At 58.0% G+C, this 16,580-nt stretch carries 12 protein-coding genes; 9 read left to right on the forward strand and 3 right to left on the reverse strand.

Going from position 1 to position 16,580, the window contains the following annotated elements; genetic code table 11:
• Positions 1-397: 397 nt before the first annotated feature.
• The 3 genes from DXB86_RS03085 to DXB86_RS03095 are packed head-to-tail and all read right to left on the reverse strand — an operon-like array spanning position 398 to position 5,066.
• Complete coding sequence (locus DXB86_RS03085; protein WP_117736109.1) at positions 398-2,254, reverse strand: ABC transporter ATP-binding protein; 1,857 nt, start codon at positions 2,252-2,254, stop codon at positions 398-400.
• Entirely contained in the window at positions 2,254-4,620 is a 2,367-nt protein-coding gene (locus DXB86_RS03090) for an ABC transporter ATP-binding protein (protein WP_117736110.1), read from the reverse strand. The genes DXB86_RS03085 and DXB86_RS03090 overlap by 1 nt, the downstream gene beginning before the upstream one ends.
• Positions 4,617-5,066 (reverse strand): MarR family winged helix-turn-helix transcriptional regulator, encoded by a 450-nt coding sequence (locus DXB86_RS03095; protein ID WP_117736111.1) that lies wholly within the window; start codon positions 5,064-5,066, stop codon positions 4,617-4,619. The genes DXB86_RS03090 and DXB86_RS03095 overlap by 4 nt, the downstream gene beginning before the upstream one ends.
• Before the next feature lie 537 nt (positions 5,067-5,603).
• Here DXB86_RS03095 and pflB point away from each other — a divergent pair.
• The 9 genes from pflB (at position 5,604) to DXB86_RS03140 (ending at position 16,564) form a co-directional block, all read left to right on the forward strand.
• Positions 5,604-7,655 carry a formate C-acetyltransferase gene (gene pflB, locus DXB86_RS03100; RefSeq protein WP_055252438.1) on the forward strand — a complete coding sequence of 684 codons (2,052 nt, stop codon included), beginning with the start codon at positions 5,604-5,606 and terminating at the stop codon, positions 7,653-7,655.
• Between the two features lie 85 nt (positions 7,656-7,740).
• Entirely contained in the window at positions 7,741-7,992 is a 252-nt protein-coding gene (gene grcA3 / locus DXB86_RS03105) for an autonomous glycyl radical cofactor GrcA3 (protein ID WP_055252439.1), read from the forward strand.
• A 302-nt stretch (positions 7,993-8,294) separates the two neighbouring features.
• Positions 8,295-9,305, forward strand: coding sequence for a LacI family DNA-binding transcriptional regulator (locus tag DXB86_RS03110; RefSeq protein WP_117736112.1), 1,011 nt, complete (start codon positions 8,295-8,297; stop codon positions 9,303-9,305).
• Between the two features lie 184 nt (positions 9,306-9,489).
• Positions 9,490-10,872: a family 43 glycosylhydrolase gene (locus DXB86_RS03115; RefSeq protein ID WP_055252441.1), complete on the forward strand. Its 1,383-nt coding sequence runs from the start codon at positions 9,490-9,492 to the stop codon at positions 10,870-10,872.
• Between the two features lie 45 nt (positions 10,873-10,917).
• Positions 10,918-12,369, forward strand: a complete 1,452-nt coding sequence (locus DXB86_RS03120) for a PTS transporter subunit EIIC (RefSeq protein ID WP_117736113.1) — start codon at positions 10,918-10,920, stop codon at positions 12,367-12,369.
• A 99-nt stretch (positions 12,370-12,468) separates the two neighbouring features.
• Positions 12,469-13,911, forward strand: coding sequence for a glycoside hydrolase family 32 protein (locus DXB86_RS03125; protein ID WP_117736114.1), 1,443 nt, complete (start codon positions 12,469-12,471; stop codon positions 13,909-13,911).
• Between the two features lie 266 nt (positions 13,912-14,177).
• Positions 14,178-15,032 (forward strand): DegV family protein, encoded by an 855-nt coding sequence (locus tag DXB86_RS03130; protein ID WP_117736115.1) that lies wholly within the window; start codon positions 14,178-14,180, stop codon positions 15,030-15,032.
• Positions 15,033-15,206: 174 nt separating this feature from the next.
• Positions 15,207-16,025: a pyruvate formate-lyase-activating protein gene (gene pflA / locus DXB86_RS03135; RefSeq protein ID WP_117736116.1), complete on the forward strand. Its 819-nt coding sequence runs from the start codon at positions 15,207-15,209 to the stop codon at positions 16,023-16,025.
• Positions 16,026-16,072: 47 nt separating this feature from the next.
• Positions 16,073-16,564 carry a serine hydrolase gene (locus DXB86_RS03140; RefSeq protein ID WP_117736117.1) on the forward strand — a complete coding sequence of 164 codons (492 nt, stop codon included), beginning with the start codon at positions 16,073-16,075 and terminating at the stop codon, positions 16,562-16,564.
• The last annotated feature ends 16 nt before the right edge of the window (positions 16,565-16,580 follow it).

A 16,580-nucleotide genomic window follows, 5' to 3' on the forward strand; every position in this document is an offset into this window, starting at 1 on the left:
ACGTCCCCAATGACTACCCTGTTGGCCTTTTCCAGGCCCTGTGGACAAAAAATGGCAAATATGAGTACTGTTGCTATCGTAGTGTCATATTGCCGGCATAAGATAATAGACATAACAGAAAATATGTTCATTAACCTTAACACATATAAGCCTGCTATAGAACTATTTGAGTAATTTAGGGGCGCTTGCAAGCCGTGCGGGCAGCATATGGGGCTGTTTTGGCTGTTACTAAAAAGGTAACAGTACTCATATTTGCCATTTTTTGCCCACAGGGGCTGGAAAGGACCGTCAATTCGGCTCCAGGGGATGCGGTCCAAGGGCCACAGAACGAAAAACGGGGGCACAGGATGAACCTGCGCCCCCGTTTTTTGGGTATTGCGGTTGTTTGCCGCCGGTTTTACGCCGCTTCGTCGAACTGCGAATTGTACAGGTCGGCGTAGAAGCCGCCTTGGGCGAGCAGCTCGTCGTGCGTGCCCTTCTCGACGATGTCGCCGTCGCGAATCACCAAGATCACGTCGGCGTTGCGGATCGTGGACAGGCGATGCGCGATGACAAAGCTCGTGCGGCCCTGCATCAGCGCATCCATGGCGCGCTGAATAAGCTCCTCGGTACGGGTATCGACGTTGGAAGTCGCCTCGTCCAAAATCAGCGCCGGACGGTCGGCCAAAATGGCGCGGGCGATGGTCACGAGTTGGCGCTGGCCCTGTGAGAGGTTGGTGCCCTCCTCATTGATCATAAAGTCGTAGCCGCCGGCGAGCGTATGGATAAAGTGGTCGCAGCGTGCGGCGCGTGCGGCGGCCTCGACCTCGGCGTCGGTCGCATCGGGGCGTCCGTAGCGGATGTTCTCGCGGATGGTGCCGTTAAACAGCCAGGTGTCCTGCAGCACCATGGCAAACTCGCCGCGCAGCGCCGCGCGGTCCCAGTCGCGCACGTCGACGCCTTCGACGCGCAGCGAACCGCCGTCCACGTCGTAAAAGCGCTGCAGCAGCTTAATGAGCGTGGTCTTGCCGGCGCCGGTGGGGCCGACGATGGCAATGGTTTGGCCGGGCTGCGCCTCGCAGCTAAAGTCGTGGATGATGGTCTTGTCGGGCGTGTAGCCAAACTTGACATGGTCGAACTCCACGTGGCCGGGGCGCTTCTCGGGAATCTGCGCGTCGGCCTTCTGCTCCTCCTCGGGCGCGGCCAGGAACTCAAACACGCGCTCGGTGGCGGCGGCCATCGACTGCATCGTGTTGCTCACGTTGCCCAGCTGCTGCACCGGCTGCGTAAAGTTGCGAACGTACTGGATAAAGCTCTGGATGTCGCCGGGCGTGGCATTGCCGGTCAGCGCGAGCTGCGCGCCTACCACGACGACGCCCACGTAGCCCATGTTGCCCACCAGGCTCATAAGCGGCATCATCAGGCCCGACAGGAACTGAGAGCGCCAACCGCTCATAAAGAGGCGGTCGTTCTCTTTGTCGAACTCCTCGATCGAGGCCTCGGCGCGGTCGAACACCTGAATGACGTTCTGGCCGGCAAAGTCCTCCTCGATAATGCCGTTGACGGTGCCAAGGACTTGCTGTTGCTCGCGGAAGTACGGCTGCGAGAAGTGAATCATTACGGTCAGGATAATCGCGGCTGCCGGCAGCGTGAGCACGGTGATGCCGGTAAGTGGCAGGCTGATCGACAACATCATGACGAGCACGCCGATAATCTGCGTCACTGACGTGATGAGCTGCGTCACGCTCTGGTTGAGTGACTGACCGAGCGTATCGACGTCGTTGGTGATGCGGCTGAGCACGTCGCCCTTGCTGTGGCCGTTGAAATAGCTCATCGGCACGACGGCGATCTTGGCGGCGATCTCCTTGCGCATGCGATAGCAGATCTTTTGCGTGACGCCGGTCATGAGCCAGCCTTGGATGAGGCTGCAGACAGAGCTTGCCAGGTACAGGCAGAGCAAAAAGCCGAGCGTCTTGGCGATCCAGGCAAAGTCGACGTCGCCGGTGCCGTTGACCTTGGCAACCAGGCCTTCGAACAGTTTGGTCGTAACCTGGCCGAGCACCTTGGGTCCCACAATGTTAAAGATGACCGAGCACACGGCAAAGGCGACGGCGGCAAACACGGCAATCTTGTGCTGACCGATATAGCCGAGTAGCTGCCTCATGGTGCCCTTAAAGTCCTTGGCCTTTTCGCCGCGGCCCATGCCACCCATGCGGCCCATGGGACCGCGCCGACGGGTGGGCTTGGGAATCTGAGTCTTGGTCTTGTCTGCCATTAGCGCTCGCCTCCTTCCATGACGGCTTCAATTTCTTCTTGGGTGAGCCCCAGCTCCTCGGCGGAAAGCTGCGACTGTGCGATCTCCAGGTACGCTGGGCAGCTGTGTAGCAGCTCCTCGTGCGTACCGGTGCCCACCACGTGGCCGTCGTCGAGCACGATGATCTGGTCGGCGTGCATGATGGTCGCGATGCGCTGGGCCACGACCACGAGCGCGGCGTCGGTAACGTTTTTGGCAAGCTCCTCGCGCAGGCGCGCGTCTGTTTTGTAGTCGAGGGCGCTAAACGAGTCATCGAACACCACGACCTCGGGCTTTTTGGCCAACGCGCGTGCGATGGCCAGACGCTGGCGCTGACCGCCCGAGACATTGGAGCCGCCCTGGCTGATGGGGGAGTCGTAGCCGTCCTCGCGCTCGGCGATAAAGTCCTCGGCTTGGGCGATGCGCGCGGCCCGGTGCATGTCCTCGTCGCTCACCATGTCGCCGGCAAACTTGAGGTTGCTCTCAACGGTGCCCGAGAACAGACGACCCTGCTGCGGGATGTAACCAATGCGGCGGCGCAGCTCGGAAAGGGTCATGTCGCGCACGTCGATGCCGTCGAGCGAAATGCTGCCGCCCGTGACGTCGTACAGGCGCGGAATCAGCTGCACGAGCGTGGACTTGCCCGAGCCCGTGGAGCCAATGATGCCGAGCATCTGACCGGCATGCGTGGTGAAGTTCACGCCGCTAATGACGTCGGCGCGGGCATCGGGATACTGGAAGCTCACGTCGCGGAAAGTGAGCTCACCGTGCGGCGCGCTGGCCGCGGGCAGTTTGGGCGAGGCGGGGTCGTTGATGCTCGTGGGGCAAGTGATGACCTCTTCCACGCGCTCGGCTGCGACCTCGGCACGGGGCAGGATAACCGAAACCATGGTGAGGATCATAAACGCCATGACGATCTGCATGGTATAGGAGATAAACGCCATCATGTTGCCGACCTGCATCACGCCGTTGGACACACCCTGCGCGCCAAACCAGACGATAAGCACGGTGATGCAGTTCATGACGAGCATCATGAGCGGCATCATAAAGCTCATAGCTCGGTTGGTGTAGAGCTGCGTGGTCATCAGATCGAGCGATGCCTTGTCAAAACGCTCGAGCTCGTGCTCCTCGCGGTTGAACGAGCGGATGGGCATAAGACCGTCGAGCAGCTCGCGCGCGGTAAGGTTCACGCGGTCCACAAAGCTCTGCATCTTTTTGAACTTGGGCATGGTAAGGCCCATGAGCACGCCGACGACGGCCGAGACCGCGATGATGGCCACGGCGATGGTCCACTCCAGGCCGGTGTGGTTGGCCAGGACGCGCATGACCGCGACGATACCCATGACAGGCGCCATGAGGCACATGCGAATGAACAGAGTCGCTGCCATCTGGATCTGCTGAATGTCGTTGGTGCAGCGGGTGATGAGCGAGGCCTGGCTAAACTTGCCCACCTCGGCCGGCGAGAAGTGCATGACCTTGTTGAAGGTCTCGCGGCGCAGGTCGCGGGCGATGGAGCAGGCGGTGCGCGACGCCACAGCGCCGGTCAGGATGGTGGCAACGAGCGACACCAGGCACAGGCCAAACATCGTGGTCGCCATGCGGCCCAGGTAGGCGTTCTGCACGTCGGCGGGGTCGATGCCCTGCGCCTTGTACTCGTCCTGCACGTAGGTCACGGCGCGCTGCGTGACGATAGAGCCCGACATGGAGCCCATTTTGTCCGCCATTTCGTTGGCGCCTTCGACGAGCTTGCCCTGGTCGATCAAGCCACCTTCAACGCCCAGGCGCAGGCTCTTCATGGTGATCTTGCCGCCGTCGGCATCAATCTGCTTTTGCATGCTCTGCGCCGCTGCGGCCTTCTGCTGCATATCGGCGAGCTGCTCGGGCGTCATCGCTGCCATCTGCTCGGGGGCGGGCATGGCCTGGGCGGCGCTGTTGTCTTTTTCGCTGGACGTGCCCATCATGTCGCCCATGGAACTGGCGTCGATGCCCTGATTGAGCGAAAGGACGACGGTCTCGGGCAGGCTCATAATGTCGGCAATCTTGCCGCCGTCGGCACGCTCTTCCTCGGTGCCCTTGTACGTTCGAATGCCGTTTTTGCCAGCCTTGCTAAACACGGCCTCCACGGCTTTGGCGTCCTTGGCGCTCGTAAAGAGTTCGAGGTCGTCGAGCGATTCGGCACGAATGGTGTCGGGTACGGGCGAGGCGATGCCGCCTTGCTGCACGCCCACGTCGACGATGTCGCTCATATAGGTAGGCAGCGCCAGATCGGCGTTGCAGCTGATTACGATAAGTACGATAGCTGCGAACAGTGCCAGGACATGTTTTTTAAAGAGCTTGAGAATCCTCACTCGGCATCTCTCCTTTCTTGGTTGCGGTCGATAATTTCGTTGGCACGCCTTAGAAGGCGCACCATCTCTTGGGTATCTGTTTCGCCGAGCTGCTCGAGGAAGGCCGCGGTGCGTTTCTCGAATTCCCGACGTTTGATTTCGAGATCTTGTCGGCCTTTGTCGGTCACCGTGACGTGTACGCGACGACGGTCGGTCTTTGAGTGCTCGCGCTCGACCCAGCCCTTGGTTTCGAGGGCGCGTAGGATGTTGGCGATGCGGGCGCTCGAAACCCAGGCGCGATCAGCGAGTTCGCTCGGCGTGAGCGAACCGCCGGCGAGCATGAGAGCGCGCATGACAGCCATCTCGCCGCCGAGAGCTTTGTCCGCAAAGCGCGAAATGCGCTGATGCATGCTGCCAAACTCAGTTAAGAGCTGACGCCCAAGCTCATGGAAATCGGTATCTTCCACCGAAAACCCCTAACACTAGAAACTATTTTCGGTGAAAGATGATACCCCTGTATGCACACCTTATGCGGTAGATTTTGGGACATGCCTAGAAAACTCTCCGTACACCGTCGGTACCAGCAAAGTTGGGGGCAGATCGTTAGACATGTCCTAAAGCCTACTCAGAGGCACTTTACCCTGCTAAAGCTGGCATAACAGCTAGAGTGAAGGACGTATAAAGGCAAGGGGAAATATCAAATAATTCGGTGAACGGTAGCTGATGGCGGGCGCGTTTCCTGCGGATTTGTTGAAAACGCTCTAATGACACAAAAAAAGGAACATATAACAGCCCTGATGAAGGGGGTGGCTATGTTATCCTTCACTAACGGGTGAAATCTTGGGTTTAGGGTTGCAAGACCAAGGTGAATAAACGTTTTTCCCTGCGCTAACGCGCGACGGAAAGCGAATGAAGCCGGTCATGCAGGTCTAACATTCAAGAATTCAATAAGCAGCGGTGTGAGAGAGCGCCGCATTACACGTAACTAGGAGCGTGGTTACACAATGCAGGAGGCATGGGAAGGCTTCAAGGAAGGCATCTGGACGGGAGAAGTTGACGTCCGAGACTTCATCCAGAAGAACTACACCCCCTACGAGGGCGACGAGTCGTTCCTCGCCGGCCCAACCGAGCGTACCAAGGAGCTGTGGGGCGAGGTTCTCGACCTGCTGCTTAAGGAGCGCGAGCAGGGCGGTGTCCTCGATATGGACACCAAGACCGTTACGGGTATCGTGAGCCACCCCGCTGGCTACATCGATAACGCCCACCGCGAGAAGGAGACCATCGTCGGTCTCCAGACTGACAAGCCGCTCAAGCGCGCGCTGCACGTCAACGGCGGTATCCGCATCGCTTGCCAGGCTGCCAGCCAGCACGGCTACAAGATCGACGAGAACGTTGTCGAGCGCTACACCTTCGAGCGCAAGACTCACAACGCCGGCGTCTTCGATGTCTACACCCCCGAGATGCGCGCCTGCCGCTCGGCCCACATCATCACCGGTCTGCCCGATGGCTATGGCCGCGGCCGCATCATCGGCGACTACCGTCGTGTCGCCCTGTACGGTGTCGACTACCTGATCAAGGACAAGGAGGCCCAGAAGGCTTCCACCCCGACGGTCATGACCGCCGACAACATCCGCGATCGTGAGGAGCTGCAGGAGCAGATCCGCGCCCTCGGCGAGCTCAAGATGATGGCCGAGACCTATGGTTTCGACATTTCCAACCCTGCTACCAACACGCAGGAGGCCATCCAGTGGATGTACTTCGCCTACCTCGCTTCCGTCAAGGAGCAGAACGGCGCCGCTATGTCCATCGGCCGTACCTCCACGTTCATCGACATCTACGCTGAGCGCGACCTTGCCAACGGTACCTTCACCGAGGAGCAGATCCAGGAGTTCGTGGATCACTTCATCATGAAGCTCCGCATGGTCAAGTTTGCCCGTACCCCCGAGTACCAGGCCCTGTTTACCGGCGATCCGCAGTGGGTCACCGAGTCCATCGGCGGCATGGGTGTTGACGGCCGTACGCTCGTTACCAAGATGAGCTACCGCTACCTGCACACGCTCGAGAACATGGGCACCAGCCCCGAGCCCAACATGACCGTTCTGTGGTCGACCCGTCTGCCCGAGAACTTCAAGAAGTTCTGCGCCAAGACTTCTGTCGCCAGCTCCTCGATTCAGTACGAGAACGACGACCTCATGCGCGTCTACCACGGCGACGACTACGGCATTGCCTGCTGCGTGTCCTCCATGCGCATCGGCAAGGAGATGCAGTTCTTCGGCGCCCGCGCCAACCTGGCCAAGTGCCTGCTGTACGCACTCAACGGCGGTGTTGACGAGGTCTCCAAGAAGCAGGTCGGCCCCAAGTATCGCGCCGTCGAGGGCGATACGCTCGATTACGACGACGTTGTGGCCAAGTACAACGACATGATGAAGTGGCTCGCTGGCGTGTACGTCAACTCGCTGAACATCATCCACTACATGCACGACAAGTATTGCTACGAGCGCATCCAGATGGCTCTGCACGACAAGCACGTGCACCGCTGGTTCGCTACGGGCATTGCTGGCCTTTCCGTCGTGGCTGACTCCCTGTCCGCCATCAAGTACGCCAAGGTCCACCCCGTCCGCGACGAGAACGGCATCATTGTCGACTTCGAGACCGAGGGCGAGTTCCCCAAGTACGGTAACGACGACGACCGCGTCGACCAGATCGCTCACGACGTTGTGCACCAGTTCATGGAGTACATCCGCATGAACGACACCTACCGCAACTCCGTGCCCACGACCTCGGTTCTGACCATCACCTCCAACGTCGTGTACGGTAAGAAGACCGGCTCCACGCCCGACGGCCGCAAGGCTGGCCAGCCGTTCGCCCCGGGTGCTAACCCCATGCACAAGCGCGATAGCCACGGCGCCATCGCTTCGCTGTCTTCGGTTTCCAAGCTCCCGTTCCGCGATGCTCAGGACGGCATCTCCAACACCTTCTCCATCATCCCGGGTGCGCTCGGCAAGGAGGACCAGGTGTTCTTTGGCGATATCGACCTTGATCAGCTGGGCGAGTAACTATTGTTAGTGCTATACTAACAATAACGATTACTGATTAGCGCGCCGGTTTCGGCCGGCGCCTATCGATCGAAGGAGACACATTATGAAGGTTTCTGAAGTTTCCGAGACTCAGGCCGATAACCTGGTCCACATGCTCGACGCTTACGCCGAGAAGGGTGGCCACCACCTGAACATCAACGTCTTCAACCGTGAGACGCTGCTTGACGCTCAGGCTCACCCCGAGAAGTACCCGCAGCTGACCATCCGCGTTTCCGGCTATGCCGTGAACTTCCACACGCTCACCAAGGAGCAGCAGGACGAAGTCATTTCGCGTACCTTCCACAACAAGTTCTAAAGGGGTTTAACTCCCGCAGGATCGCTGGGGCTGTTTGGGCTACCTCCCAAAACGTCCTCGGACATGCAAGAAGCCCTCGCTGCGCACTTCGTGCGGCGAGGGCTTCTTGCGTCCTGCGGAATATTTTGGGAGGTAGCCCAAACAGCCCCGGCGGGGTCCTGTGTAGTCACCCTTTAGGCGGAACTCTCCTAATTATTTGGATGAGTCGTTTACTTACTTGTACTGTTACCGTCTTCCCACTGTTGTTGGGGTATGCTTTGTTCGTATGTAAACGTATGACATGTTGATGAGGGGAGGGTGCTATGGCTCGCGAGGGTGCTCGTTCTAAGGATTCTGCTAAGCCTGGCATCAAGGAAGTTGCAGCGGTGGCGGGGGTTTCGCCTACTACGGTATCTCGCGTGCTTAATAATCGCGGCTATATTAGCCAAGAGACCCGCGATAAGGTCCATGCCGCGATGGAGCGTATCAACTATACGCCCAACGATATCGCCCGTGCCATGCTCAACGGTCGCCTGAATCTAATCGGTATGATCGTTCCCTATGTCAGCAGCCCGTTTCATGCACAAGCGGTCCAAGCCGTTGAGCGTACCCTGGCCGAAAACGGTTTTAAGATGTTGCTGTGCAATAGCGCCAATCGACCTGATCTTGAGCGTTCTTATATCGATATGCTTCGGCGCAATATGGTTGATGGCGTCATCGTCAACTCGCTTAATATCGGTGCCGAGGCGTATGCCGAGATGGGCTTGAGTCTGGTTGGTATCGACTGCGACCTTGGCGAGGCCTCTGTTCAGATTGCGAGCGACAGCTATAGCATCGGCGAACTTGCCACGCGTCGCCTGATCGATGACGGGTGTTCGCGCATCTTGTGCCTGCGCAACAATAGCCGCATGCGTATGCCTGCCAATAAGCGTACCGATGCCTACCACGATGTTGTGGAGCAGGCCGGTTTGCCCGCGCTTGTCCGTGAGGTCGAGTTCGTTAAGTCCGACGACGAAAAGAGCGCGGTCGTTGCGAAGATCCTCGATGAGAACCCCGATATTGACGGCATCTTTGCGGGAGACGACACGATGGCGGCCATCTGTCTCAACGTGATGAAGCAACGCGGCTTGAGCGCTCCGGACGATATTAAGGTCGTGGGCGCGGATGGTGCCCGCCGCACCATGACGTTTATGCCTGACTTAACAACCGTACGCCAAGATATCGATCGCATCGGAGAGCTCGCGGCGCAATCCATCATCGCTCTTATTAACGGCGATAAGCCCGAATCGAATATCAAACTCCCCGTTGAACTCATTGAGGGCAAAACCGCGTAGTTCATCCCGTGCCAATAGAATTCCTCAAACGCCTCTGATGACCGTTCGCCGGCATATGTCAACCGTTTGCCGACGACTGGAACTGCGAAAAGACGTATTGGTGTGAAAACGTTTGACATATGAAAACGATTGACATATCTTGCAGTTGTACCGAGTTAGTATCTTGCGGGAAAGGAAGTCTCGGATGCACAAGGTGTATTACCAGCCTGAGGGAATTTGGGTAGGCGACATCATGCCGTACGGCGAGGACGGCACGTTCTATCTCTATCACCAGCGTGACACGCGTAACCCCGGACCTTTCGGAGAGCCGTTTGGCTGGGCGCTCGCTACGACCAAGGACTTCGTCAATTACAAAGACTTTGGCGAGAGCCTTGAGCGTGGCGGCGACGAGGAAGTCGACCAGTATGTTTATGCCGGCACGGTGTTTAAGGTGGGCGACAAGTACCATGCGCTCTACACTGGTTGCAATCGCGATAAGGTCCGCGCACGTTTGATGAAGCAGGTTCTTCTTCACGCAACGAGTGACGACGCCGTCAAGTGGGAGAAGAACATCGCCGAGACGCTGCTTCCGCCCCAGGAGGGTTACGATGACCGCAACTGGCGCGATCCCTTTGTGCTTTGGGATGAGGAGAACGAAGAGTACATGCTCATCCTCGGCACGCGTGTGGGCGAGGACAAGCGTCTGATGACCGGTCGTCTGGTCAAGTTCACCTCCAAGGACCTGGATACCTGGGAGTTCCAGGGCGACTGGTGGAATCCGGGCCTGTACACCATGTTTGAGATGCCTGATCTCTTTAAGATGGGCGACTGGTGGTATCTGGTGTTCTCTGAGTACAGCGATGGCAACAAGACCCGTTACCGCATGTCTCGCTCTATCAACGGTCCCTGGATTACTCCTGCGGACGATTCCTTCGATGGCCGCGCGTACTATGCCGCACGTACCGCATTTGATGGCGAGCGCCGCGTTCTCTTTGGTTGGGTTCCTACGCGTGACGAGGGCGGCGACCCCAGCTCTTACCTGTGGGGTGGCACCTTTATGCCCCTCGAGATCGTTCAGCGTGCCGACGGAACGCTTGGCACCAAACTCCCCGACAGCATGCTTGGCGCCTTTGGCGAGGCTAAGGCAGTCGAGGCCTTTGAGCTTTCCTGCGAGTCGGGCAAGGTCGAGCAGGTGCTCGCTGCGGATGCCGGTTCCACCTATATGCTCGACGCCGACATCGAGCTCGCCGGTGACGCTGCCGGCTTCTCGGTGAAGCTCGCCGAGGACGCCGAGTCTGGTCTTGCCTATGAGTTCCGCGCCAACCTGCGTGAGGGCAAGCTCGAGTTTACGGCGGCCCCCCAGTATCCGTGGTTCCAGGTCAACAACATGGGCCTCGAGCGTCCGTTGTTCTTTAAGGGCGAGGGCACTCATCATGTGCGCCTGGTCGTTGACGACGATATCGCGACCATCTTTGTCGATGATGTTGCGCTTAACGCTCGCTTCTGCAATAAGCAGGGCCAGGGTGTGGCGCTGACGGTCACCGACGGTACGGTCAAGTGCGCAAATGCAACGATCGCATCTCTGTAATGGCCACAAAACGTCTTATGATTTCGTAAGGGAATGGAGAGGAACATGGACTACAAAGTAGTGTCTCAGCAAGTCGTCGATAACGTCGGCGGTCTGGATAACATCGAGGGTGCCACGCATTGCGTTACGCGTCTGCGTCTGGTGCTCAAGGATACGAGCAAGTACAACAAGGCCGAGCTCGAGAACATCGATGGCGTCAAGGGCGTGCTGTACAACAGCGGCCAGCTCATGATCATCTTCGGTACCGGTACCGTAAACAAGGTCTATGATGAGTTTATGGCTCTGACGGGCGTTAAGGAGATCAGTGCTTCCGAGGTCAAGGGCGCCGAGGCGGACAAGAAGGGCAAGTTCTTCTCGGTCCTCAAGGTATTCTCGGACATCTTTATCCCCATCATTCCCGCTTTCGTCGGCGCTGCTATCATCATCGGCCTTAAGTCGCTGATCGTTGCCAACGGCCTCTTTGGCATGGAGGGCAGCCTTGCCGACCACAGCGAGTTCCTCAAGAACCTCGCAAGCTTCTTTGCCATTATCGCTACCACCTTCGATTACCTGCCTGTCCTGGTGATGTACAGCGCGGTCAAGCGTTTTGGCGGCAACCCGATCCTAGGTATCCTCGTCGGCATCGTCATGGTTCATCCGAGCCTTGTGAACCGCAACGCGTTCGTTATGGACCCGACGGGTGCTGAGTATTGGAACTTTGGTCCGCTCTCCATTCCCATGGTTGCTTTCCAGGGCGGCGTGTTCCCCGCAATCCTGACCGCCTGGTTCATGGCCAAGGTCGAGAAGATTGCCCAGAAGTACATCCCCGAGGTCGTCTCGTTCGTCTTTGTCCCGACCGTTACCCTGATTCTTGCCAACGTCGCCCTGTTCACCGTGTTCGGCCCGCTCGGCAACCTGATTGGCGACGTCCTTGCCGGCGTAATCGATGTCCTGTACAACAGGATGGGCGTCTTTGGTGCCTTCGTCTTTGCCGCGTTCCTGCAGCCGCTCGTCGTTACCGGTACGCACCAGTTCATTCAGGGTATCGAGGCTAATCTCGTTGCCACGACCGGCTTCAACTACATCCAGGCCATCTGGTCCGTTTCCATCATCGCCCAGGGCGGCGGCGCCATCGGCATGTATCTCATTCACAAGAAGCATTCCAAAGAGCGCAACATCTGCATGTCGTCCTTTATCCCGACGCTGGTCGGAATCTCCGAGCCCGCTATCTTTGCTGCAAACATGCGCTACTCGATCATTCCGTTCATCTGCGCTTGCATCGGTGCAGGCTGCGGCGGTGCCTTCGTGAAGCTCTTTGAGGTGCGCGCTATCGGCCAGGGTCTGACCGGCGTACTTGGCCTGCTCATCGTCACGCCCGAGACCCTCGTGTGGTATGTGGCTGGCAATCTGATCGCTTTCTTCGTCCCGATCATCCTGATCTTTGCCTACAACAAGGCAAAGGGCGTTCCGACCACCGATGAAGAGGGTGCAGGCGCCGGCTTTGATGTCAGCTTCTAATCCAGATCCGTCAAGGTAATGTACGGGTCGACCTGTTGGAGAAGGGCGTTTGGCTCGCATGGGCCGGGCGTCCTTCTCCTCTACAAGAAGGACGATTGAATGTTCGATCAAAAACATAAGGTGACGCGCTCGGACTACGAGCTGTGGCGTGCCGGGCAGGATGAGACTGCGGCTCGCATCGCGGCTGACTCCGATAGACTTCTGTTCCATGCGGAGCCCGAGCTTGGCTGGCTCAATGATCCCAACGGTTTGGTGCAGGTTGGTGATACATACCACATCTATCACCAATACGATCCGTTTGATGCAGCGCACGGCGGACCGGTGCTGTGGAATCATCTGACGACGAAGGACTTTGTGACGTACGAGAACCGCGGTCCCGCGCTATTCCCCGATTCAGATCTAGACTCGAGCGGTGCGTATTCGGGGTCTGCATTTATGCACGACGGCAAGATTCACTACTTCTATACCGGTAACGTCAAGCATTTTGACCGCGATGATTATGACTATGTGCTGACAGGGCGCGACCAAAATCAGATTCACATGGTTACCGAGAACCCCGATAAATTGGGGGAGAAGCACATAGCTGTTGGTCCGGTCGATTACCCCGACGATATTAGTACGCACGTGCGCGACCCCAAGATCCTGGAGCACGACGGTATCTACTATATGGTTCTTGGTGCTCGTACGAAAGACGACCGCGGTTGCGTGCTCGTCTATACCTCGCACGATCTTGAGTGCTGGAAATATGCGACGCGTATTGAGCTCGGCGAGAAGTTCGGTTTTATGTGGGAGTGCCCCGATCTGTTTGAGCTTGATGGCGAGCTTATTCTCGTTTGCTGTCCGCAGGGCGTGCCCGCCGATGGTTGGCGTTACCAAAACCCGCATCAGTGCGTGTGGTTTCGTATTGAGGCCGATTGGGAGGCGCCTAGCTTTAAAATCGCCGGGCAGGGTATGCCCCCGATGGTCGATGCGGGTCTTGACTTCTATGCCCCTCAATCATTTGCAGATGCCGACGGTCGACGGATTATGATCGGTTGGGCCGGCTGCCCCGATGCAACGGCTCAAAACCCGACGGTGGAACGCGGATGGCAGTGCGCGCTTACCGTGCCGAGGGTGCTGAATATGCGCGACGGTAAGCTCTGTCAGTGGCCCGTGCGCGAGGTTGAGCAACTGCGCAAGGAGCGTGTTTCGGTGACCGCCGGAGAGACCGTCGGCTCTCCTGGTCGACTGTTTGATGCCGTCGTGTCGTGCCGGGGGACGAAGTCCATTGAGCTGGAAGTTCGTGAGGGCGTTGTCGTGTGCTTTGCCAACGGAATGCTCACACTTGATATGGGCGATGAGGGCTATGGACGCGACAAGAGGTCGGTTGAGCTCGACGAGCTTTACTGCCTGCGAGTCCTTTCGGATGCCACGATGCTCGAGGTATTTGTCAACGACGGCGAGGTTGCGCTTACGAGCCGCACCTATTCGTCTGCGGCGCCGGCGATGCAGTTGCGCGCCGAGGGCGACGCCTCGATGGAGTTTTACCGTCTGGCTCGCTAGCCGCATTGTGAGTGACCATGGCGTTTTGGATACACAGGCTTTCTTGGTGGCTACCGTTTATCGCATATAGCTACCGTTTGCGGAGTAAGTAACACTCATTACCAAACCGTGTAGAATCTCATGCAAGCACGGAGTATTTCAGGGAGACGCTGTCCTTTGTTGTGGCGAAGGGCGGCGTCTCTCTGGTGCTTGGGAGTCGTTGTTCAATTGGGCGACGGGCGTGCGCGCGTAATAAATAACCAACGTCGAGATGGGTCGTGATGATAATGGGCAAGTACGTAATCGTGGTTGAGTCTGGTTCGGATGTGACACCGGAGCTCTGCGAACGCTATGGCATCGTGCGTGTGCCCATGCATGTCACGATTGGTGACGAGACCGTCGAGGACGGCTCGATCGATCCGCTTGAGATTTATTCGCGCTGCAACGAGTTTGGCGTGATGCCCAAGACCAGTGGCTGCGCGCCTGCGGATTTTGCTCACGTGTACGACCGCATCCATGCCGAGCAGCCCGACGCGACCATTTTGCATCTCGCATATTCCGAGGCCACGACCTGCTCGCATCAGTCCTCCAAGATTGCAGCTAAGGGCCGCGACTACGTCTTCTCTATGGACACGCGTTTTGTTTCGGTTGGCCAGTCGCTCGTTGCCGTCGAGACCGCCAAATACATCGAGGCTCACCCCGATGCCACCGTCGATGAGATTTTTGCTTTTACGAACTCCGTCATGGACCGCGTGCTGCTGGGCTTTGTTCCTACCGACCTTGCCTTCCTTAAGGCGGGCGGTCGCTTGTCTAACGCCGCGTTCCTGGGCGCTCATCTGCTCAAGATTAAGCCCTGCATTGAGGTGACGGGTGGCAAGTTCGTGGCGACCAAGAAGCTCCGCGGCTCCATGCTCAAATGCGCCCGTGCCTTTATTGACCACATGGTTGCCAAGGGCGATATTGATTACTCGCACATTGGCTTGGCGTATTCGGTGGGCCTTTCCCAGGAGCTGCGCGACGACATGGAAGTCTATGCGCACGACCTGGGCTTTGAGGACGTTACCTGGACGCAGGTTGGCGGCGTCATCTCGAGCCATTGCGGCCCGACCGCCTTCGGCGCGGTGCTCACGCTTAAGGCGTAAATGCCGCAGGCGAGCGTTCTCCAGCCTGACATCTCGACGTAGCCCCCAGCCATGGTGATGGGGGATAGATTAAAACGTGCCGTTCTAGTCCGAGACGTTTAAACGCAAACGCATGGGCTAGAATGGCTCTGGCATTTTAATTGGTTGCATCCAAGGAGAGGCAAGGTAGCGCGAATGGCAGAAATGACGCTTGAGGGTGTGGACGCTCGTCCCGAGGACTCTGCGTTTGCCCTTGGCCGCGTGCATTCAATCGAGACGATGGGAACGGTCGACGGTCCCGGCATCCGCTTCGTAGTGTTTGTCCAAGGCTGTCCCATGCGCTGTGCGTATTGCCATAACCCCGATACCTGGTCGGTTAACGGCGGCACCATGGTGACCGTCGAGCACCTGATGGACGAGTTCCAGAGCAACCATGAGTTTTACCGCAGCGGCGGAATTACGGTTTCGGGCGGCGAACCGCTCCTGCAGCCCGAGTTTTTGGCCGACCTGTTCCGCGTGATGCACAACAACCCCGATGGCCGCGTACACACCTGCCTAGACAGCTGTGGCTATGCATTTGATCCCAGGCATCCGGAGAAGTTCGATGCTGTTCTCAACGAGACCGATATGGTGCTGCTCGACATCAAGCATGCCGATCCGGTTGAGCATAAAAAGCTGACCGGTTGCGATCCTGCGCGCATCCTGGCGTTTGGCGATGAGCTTGCCCGTCGCAAGATTAAGGTTGTTATTCGCCACGTGGTGGTGCCGGGCATTACCGACACGGCGGAGGAATGCGAGAAGCTCGGTCGCCTGATCGCTCCATGGCACAACGTGGTGGGCCTGGAAATGCTGCCGTATCACACGATGGGTGTCGTCAAGTACGAGCAACTGGGGATTCCCTATAAGCTCGAGGGCGTGCCCCAGATGGATACCGCGCGCATGCCCGAGCTGCGCAACGCCGTCATGGCCGGCATGAAAAAGCGCCGCGCCGAACTCAAAAACGCCATCGGCTAGCGGCACTCATTGGGGACAGACTTAAATGAGTGCCCCCGGGCACCTAGTTGATTGCTAAGGAGCCCCGTCCCGTCGTCAACTCGGACAACGATTCGTTTATCGCGTTACGTGCGTCGTTTGACCATGATGGCTATGAGGATTGGATTGCCAATCTGGGTGTTGATGACGAAACAGCACTGGATCCGATGAGTGATCTTCCGACCTACTGCCCGCGCACTTCTGCCAGGTTATGGCGCGAGATGAGCGAGTATCTGAGCACGGATACCGAGACTTCACAGTGGTTGTCGGGCCTTCTGGCATCAACATCGCGATCGTTTATTCGCGATGGCATTGCGGACGAGCAGGTTTTGGTGCGCAACAAGGCAGGCTGGATTAGCGAGGATGGTTACTATTCGACATGCGATGCGGGCCTTATCGACATCGATGGCCGTACCTATGTCATGAGCGTCATGACATCGATGCCGTGGAGCGACCGCTCGAGCGAGGTTACGGCCGCGATTGCAAAGGCTCTGTTTGATACGCGAGCTGCACTGGCTTAGCGTGTTCGTTTGGCGA

The organism is Collinsella sp. OM06-18AC, from assembly GCF_003438785.1.
Taxonomy (GTDB): Bacteria; Actinomycetota; Coriobacteriia; order Coriobacteriales; family Coriobacteriaceae; genus Collinsella.